A 5,692-nucleotide genomic window follows, 5' to 3' on the forward strand; every position below is an offset into this window, starting at 1 on the left:
GGGTCCTGCCCCCGGGCCCGCGTTACTTCCAACCCGCCACGAGCCCGAGGGCCCGCCACGACATGACGAAGTCCGAACTGATCGAGGTGCTGTCGCGTCGCCAGGCCCATTTGAAGGCTGACGACGTTGATCTTGCGGTCAAGACCCTGCTCGAGATGATGAGTGGCGCCTTGACCCAGGGCGAGCGTATCGAAATCCGTGGTTTCGGCAGTTTTTCCCTGCATTTCCGTCCGCCGCGCCTGGGTCGTAACCCCAAGACCGGCGATTCCGTGGCCCTGCCCGGAAAGCATGTTCCCCATTTCAAGCCCGGCAAGGAGTTGCGCGATCGCGTCAACGCCAGCCCGGCATCGCCTACATCCTGAGTTTCCGCCCCGGCTGGGCTAAGCTTGCCGCCACCGGCTTCTGGAAGTTCCGCGGATGCGCCTGATCAAAGCCATCGTCGCCCTCTTGTTCGTCGCCTTCGGCGTGCTTTTCGGCGCGCTCAACCGCACGCCCGTGCGCATCGACCTGGGCCTGGCGACCATCGACCACGCCAACCTTGGCACCAGCTTGCTGGCGGCCGTGCTTGCGGGCGCCCTGCTTGCCGGCGGCGCGCTCACGGTGGCCGTGGTTTGGCCGCTGCGGCGCCAGCTGCGGCGTCCCCCGACGGCCGTCGAACCGGCGGCTCCGGAACACCATGAGTGAGTTGGCGTGGCTTTTCCTGCTGCTGCCCATCGCCGCCGGGTCCGGGTGGATCGCCGGCCGGCGCGGCGGTGAGCGTCGCGGTGGCGCGCGCATTTCCCGCCTGTCCAGCACCTACTTCCGCGGCCTGAACTACCTGCTCAACGAACAGCAGGACAAGGCCATCGAGGTGTTCCTGCAGATCGCCGCCGTCGACAAGGACACCGTCGAGACGCAGTTCGCCCTGGGCCACCTGTTCCGCCGCCGTGGCGAAGTGGACCGCGCCATCCGCCTGCACCAGAGCCTGGTGGGTCGCGCCGGCCTGAGCGACGAACAGAAAACCCGCGCCGTGCTGGCGCTGGGCGAGGACTACATGCGCGCCGGGCTGCTTGATCGCGCGGAAACGCTGTTCACCGACCTGGTGCGGATGGGCGTGCTGGCGCCGCAGGCGCTGCGGCATCTGATATCGGTCTACCAGGCCGAGCGCGACTGGGGCAAAGCCATCGACCATGCGCGCCAGTTCGAGGCCGCCAGCGGCGAACCGATGGGCAAGCTGGTGGCGCAGTATCACTGCGAGCTGGCCGAAAATGCCCGCCTGTCGGGCGACATTCCCGGGGCCCGGCACCACGTGGCCGAGGCCTCCGCCGCCGACAGCCACTGCGTGCGCGCGGGCCTGGCCGAGGGGCAGCTGGAGCTGGCGGACAACAACGACGCCGCCGCCATCCGCGCCTTCGAACGCGTGGCGCGCCAGGACATCGAGTTCTTGCCCGACATCCTCGAACCCCTGCTGGGCTGCTACGAGCGGCTGGGCGACAGTGCCCGCGCGCGAGGCTTCCTGATGCAGACCATCGAACACTACCCGGGCGTTTCCCCGGTGCTGGCGCTGTCCCGCCTGATCGAGCGCGAGGAAGGGCACGCGGCGGCGCTCGCCTTCCTGTCGCGACAGCTGCACCAGCGGCCGTCGGTGCGGGGCGAAGCTGCCTTCATCGACCTGAGCCTCAAGGACCTGAGCAGCGACCCGTCGGACACGCTCAGGACGCTCAAGCAGATCACCGACCAGCTGGTGGTGCGCACGCCGGGCTATCGCTGCCAGCGCTGCGGCTTCAGCGCCCGGGCCCACCACTGGCAATGCCCGGGCTGCAAATCATGGGGCAGCATCAAGCCCGTCCACGGCGCGGTGAGCGAGTGATCCCGGGCTGGAGCGTCTCGCCCTGGCTGTTTGCGACGCTGGGATTTCTCGCCGCGCTGGCCATCGCCGGTGCCTGGCGCGTGCAGGCCATCCGCCGGCAGTGGGTGGACCTCCCGGGCGAGCGGCGCCTGCATGACGCGCCGATTCCCCGCGGCGGCGGCGTGGCCATCGCCGCCGTGCTGCTGGCGGCGACGCCGGGGCTGGGCGAGCGCGGCACGCTGGTGGCCCTTGGGCTGGTGATCACCGCCGGCGTTGGCCTGATCGACGACCTGCGCCCCTTGCGCGCCTTGCCCAAGCTGGGGCTGCAGGCGGTGGGCGCCTTGCCCCTGGCGCTCGCGTGGCCGCTGGCCCCCGAGTTGCTGGGCACGTTCGCGGCGGTTGCCGCAGCGTGGGCACTGGTGATGGTCCTGATCAATTTCTGGAACTTCATCGACGGCAGCAACGGCATGGCTGCCGGCCAGGCCTTGATGGTTGGCGCGGCCATCGTGCTGGTCACCGGCGCCTCCAGTCCGGCCGGCTGGCTTGGCCTGGCGATGGCGGCCGGTTGCCTGGGCTTCCTGCCGTTCAATGTTCCGGTGGCCCGGCTCTTCCTGGGTGACGCCGGCAGTTTCGCGCTGGGCTACGGCGTGGCCGCGCTGCTGTTGATGGCGCAGCCGATGGGCGAGGGCTCGGCCTGGTACCTGCTGTTGCTGCCATCGGCCGTGATGGCGGATGCCGGGCTTACCCTGCTCGGTCGCCTGCGCCGGCGCGAGAAAGTTTGGCTTGCGCATCGCCAGCACCTTTACCAGCGTGCGGTGCTGCACGGCTGGAGCCATCTGCGCATCGGCCTGTGTTACGCCGCCTGGACGGCGCTGTCGGGGCTGGCGGCCTGGGCCTTGGCCACCGCCGGGGCCTCGACGCCAATCCAGTGCGCCGTGCTGGCGCTGGTGGGCCTGGCGGCGGTGCTGGTGTACGCCTGGGGTGGCCGGCACTGGCCGCCAACGCGGGATATGAGCCTGGACAGGGAGTCTGCTCGATGAAGTTTTTCCCCAGCCTTTCGGTCCTGCTGCCGCGGCTGCTGATCGCCCTGCACGACCTGGCCATGGTGGCCCTGGTGTGGGTGGCGTTGCGCTGGCTGGCCAGTGCGGCGGGTGCGCCGCCGGCGCCTTCGCTGTGGCTCGAACTGGCGATCGTGCTCACCGCGCAGGGCCTGGTGCTGCGCATGGTGGGCCTGTATCGCGGCCTGTGGCGCTTCGCCAGCCTGCCGGACCTGGGCAACCTGGTGCGCGCGGCGCTGCTGGGCGTGCTGGTGATCGTGGTGGTGCTGTTCCTGCTCGACAAGGTCGACCTGGTGCCGCGGCGGGTGCTGGTGCCCTACCCGGTGGCCCTGGTGGTGATGCTGGGGGTTCCGCGCCTGCTGTATCGGCTGTGGAAGGACCATCGCCAGTCCGGCCATTCCGCCGATTCCCAGCGCGTGCTGGTGCTTGGCGCCGGCCGCACCGCCGAAACGCTGCTGCGGGAGCTGCGCAGCGATGGCCGCTACCAGCCGGTGGGCCTGCTGGACGACCAGGCGGCGCTGCGGGGCGCCAAGGTTCAGGGCGTACCGGTGCTGGGCACGATTGATGACTTGCCCTACATCGCCCAGGAAACGGCGCCCCGGCTGATCGTTATCGCGATGCCGTCGGCCAGCGCCGCCGAGATGCAGCGCGTGGTTTCACTTTGCGACGAAACCGGCCTGCCGTTCCGCACGGTGCCCCGGCTGTCGGACGTGCTTGCCGGCAAGCCGCAGCGCCTTGAGCTGAGCGAGGTGCGCATCGAGGACCTGCTGGGCCGGGAGCCGGTGGAGTTCGGCGCGGCGCGCACCGCCGTTGCCGGCAAGCGGGTGATGGTGACGGGCGCCGGCGGTTCGATCGGCTCGGAGCTGGCGCGCCAGTGCGCCGCCGCAGGCGCCGCCGAGTTGGTGCTGTTTGAACGCGCCGAGCTGCCGCTGCACGAAATTTCCGCCGAGATCATGCGTGATTTCCCCCAGCTGCTGCTGCGCCTGCATCTGGCCGACTGCGGCGACCCGACCGCCTGCCGGATCGCGCTGGCCGACGGGATGGACTTCGTGTTCCATGCCGCGGCCTGCAAACAGGTCCCGCTGCTGGAGGAGCACGTGCGCGAGGCGCTGCGCAACAACGTCGGCGCCACCAGCACGCTGGCCCGCGCCTGCGTCCAGGCCGGGGTGGGGCAGCTGGTGTTCATCTCCACCGACAAGGCCATTTGCCCGATCAACGTGCTGGGCGCCAGCAAGCGCTTCGCCGAACTGGCCTGCCAGACCGAGCTGCATTCCAGCGCCATGGCGCTGTCGATCGTGCGGTTCGGCAACGTGCTCGATTCAGCCGGCAGCGTGGTTCCGCTGTTCCGCAGGCAGATCGCCGCCGGTGGCCCGGTCACCGTGACGCACCCGGAGGTGACGCGCTATTTCATGACCATCCCCGAGGCCTGCCAGTTGATCCTGAGCTCGCTGAGCCTGGGCAGGGAGCCGTGTTCGGTGTTTGCGCTGGACATGGGGCGGCCGGTGGCCATCCGCGAGTTGGCCGAGCAGATGATCCGCCTCAGCGGCAAGCGGCCCGGCGTGGACATCATGGTCAGCTACACGGGGCTGCGGCCCGGCGAGAAGCTGCACGAAATCCTGTTCCATCCGGCCGAACGCTACCAGCGCACGCAGCACCCGCGCATCCTCAAGGCCATGCCGCGCGAGTTCGATGTGGCCGCAATGCGCGAAAAACTGCAGCGGCTGCAGCTGCTTTTGTCCGATCCGTCCGCGCAGGACGCGCTGGAGTCACTGCTGCGTAACGCCGTGCCGGAGTACAATCCGGGTGGTAACGGCGGTGACGACCCATACCCGCCTGAACTTTCTCCTTTCTGAAGAGTGCAACTGCATGAGCTTCCGAATCAGGAAAGCGGTATTCCCGGTCGCCGGCCTCGGCACGCGTTTTCTTCCGGCCACCAAGACGGTGCCCAAGGAAATGCTGCCGGTGGTGGACAAGCCGCTGATCCAATACGCGGTGGACGAAGCCATCGAGGCCGGCTGCGACACGCTGGTGTTCGTCACCAATCGCTACAAGCATTCGGTTGCCGACTACTTCGACAAAGCCTACGAGCTGGAACAGAAGCTCGAAAAGGCCGGCAAGTCCGAGCTGCTGGCCCTCATCCGGGACGTGTTGCCCCGGAACGTGCGAGCCGTGTTCGTCACCCAGACCGAGGCCCTTGGCCTGGGCCACGCGGTGCTGTGCGCGCGGCCGGTGATCGGCGATGAACCTTTCGCGGTGCTGTTGCCCGATGACCTGATCTGGAACACCGGCCACGGCGCCCTGCGCCAGATGGCCGAACTGGCCGAGCGCGAGTCCGCCAGCGTGATCGCCGTGCAGGACGTCCCGCGCGAACAGACCGCCAGCTATGGCATCGTCGCCACCCGCGATTTCTCGGGTCGGCACGGTGAGATCAGCGCCATCGTCGAGAAGCCCAAGCCCGAAGTGGCGCCCAGCAACCTCGCGGTGGTTGGACGCTACGTGCTCAGCGGCAGCATCTTCGACCTGTTGGCCAAGACCCGTCCGGGTGCCGGTGGCGAGATCCAGCTCACCGACGGCATCGCTGCGCTGATGGAGCGCGAGCGCGTGCTGGCCTATCGTTTCGAGGGCCGTCGCTTCGACTGCGGCAGCCGCATTGGTCTGATCGAGGCGACCATGCAGTTCGCGCTCGACCACGAGGACCTGGCCGAGCCGACCCGCGAGTTCATGCGGGCGGCGCTGGCGCGCGGAGGCGGGGCAGCCGGGGGCCGGGGGTGGGAGTTACTAACGCGCCCGCGCCGCGACGCCGCCC

6 protein-coding genes are annotated in these 5,692 nt (G+C 69.2%); all 6 read left to right on the forward strand.

What is annotated here, in order from left to right:
- The first annotated feature begins 62 nt into the window (after positions 1–62).
- On the forward strand, positions 63–362 hold the full coding sequence (locus tag K0M70_RS10030; RefSeq protein ID WP_290781731.1) for an integration host factor subunit beta: 300 nt from the start codon (positions 63–65) through the stop codon (positions 360–362).
- Between the two features lie 55 nt (positions 363–417).
- Positions 418–684 (forward strand): lipopolysaccharide assembly protein LapA domain-containing protein, encoded by a 267-nt coding sequence (locus tag K0M70_RS10035; RefSeq protein ID WP_290781732.1) that lies wholly within the window; start codon positions 418–420, stop codon positions 682–684.
- Positions 677–1,849 (forward strand): lipopolysaccharide assembly protein LapB, encoded by a 1,173-nt coding sequence (gene lapB / locus K0M70_RS10040; RefSeq protein ID WP_290781733.1) that lies wholly within the window; start codon positions 677–679, stop codon positions 1,847–1,849. The genes K0M70_RS10035 and lapB overlap by 8 nt, the downstream gene beginning before the upstream one ends.
- Positions 1,846–2,868, forward strand: a complete 1,023-nt coding sequence (locus K0M70_RS10045; protein WP_290781734.1) for a hypothetical protein — start codon at positions 1,846–1,848, stop codon at positions 2,866–2,868. Before lapB ends, K0M70_RS10045 begins: the two co-directional genes overlap by 4 nt.
- Positions 2,865–4,739 carry a nucleoside-diphosphate sugar epimerase/dehydratase gene (locus tag K0M70_RS10050; protein ID WP_290781735.1) on the forward strand — a complete coding sequence of 625 codons (1,875 nt, stop codon included), beginning with the start codon at positions 2,865–2,867 and terminating at the stop codon, positions 4,737–4,739. The genes K0M70_RS10045 and K0M70_RS10050 overlap by 4 nt, the downstream gene beginning before the upstream one ends.
- 13 nt (positions 4,740–4,752) lie before the next feature.
- On the forward strand, positions 4,753–5,692 hold a 940-nt coding region (gene galU, locus K0M70_RS10055), incomplete at its 3' end, for a UTP--glucose-1-phosphate uridylyltransferase GalU (RefSeq protein ID WP_290781736.1).

Origin of the sequence: Arenimonas sp., from assembly GCF_019459675.1 — a bacterium.
Taxonomy (GTDB): domain Bacteria; phylum Pseudomonadota; class Gammaproteobacteria; order Xanthomonadales; family Xanthomonadaceae; genus Arenimonas.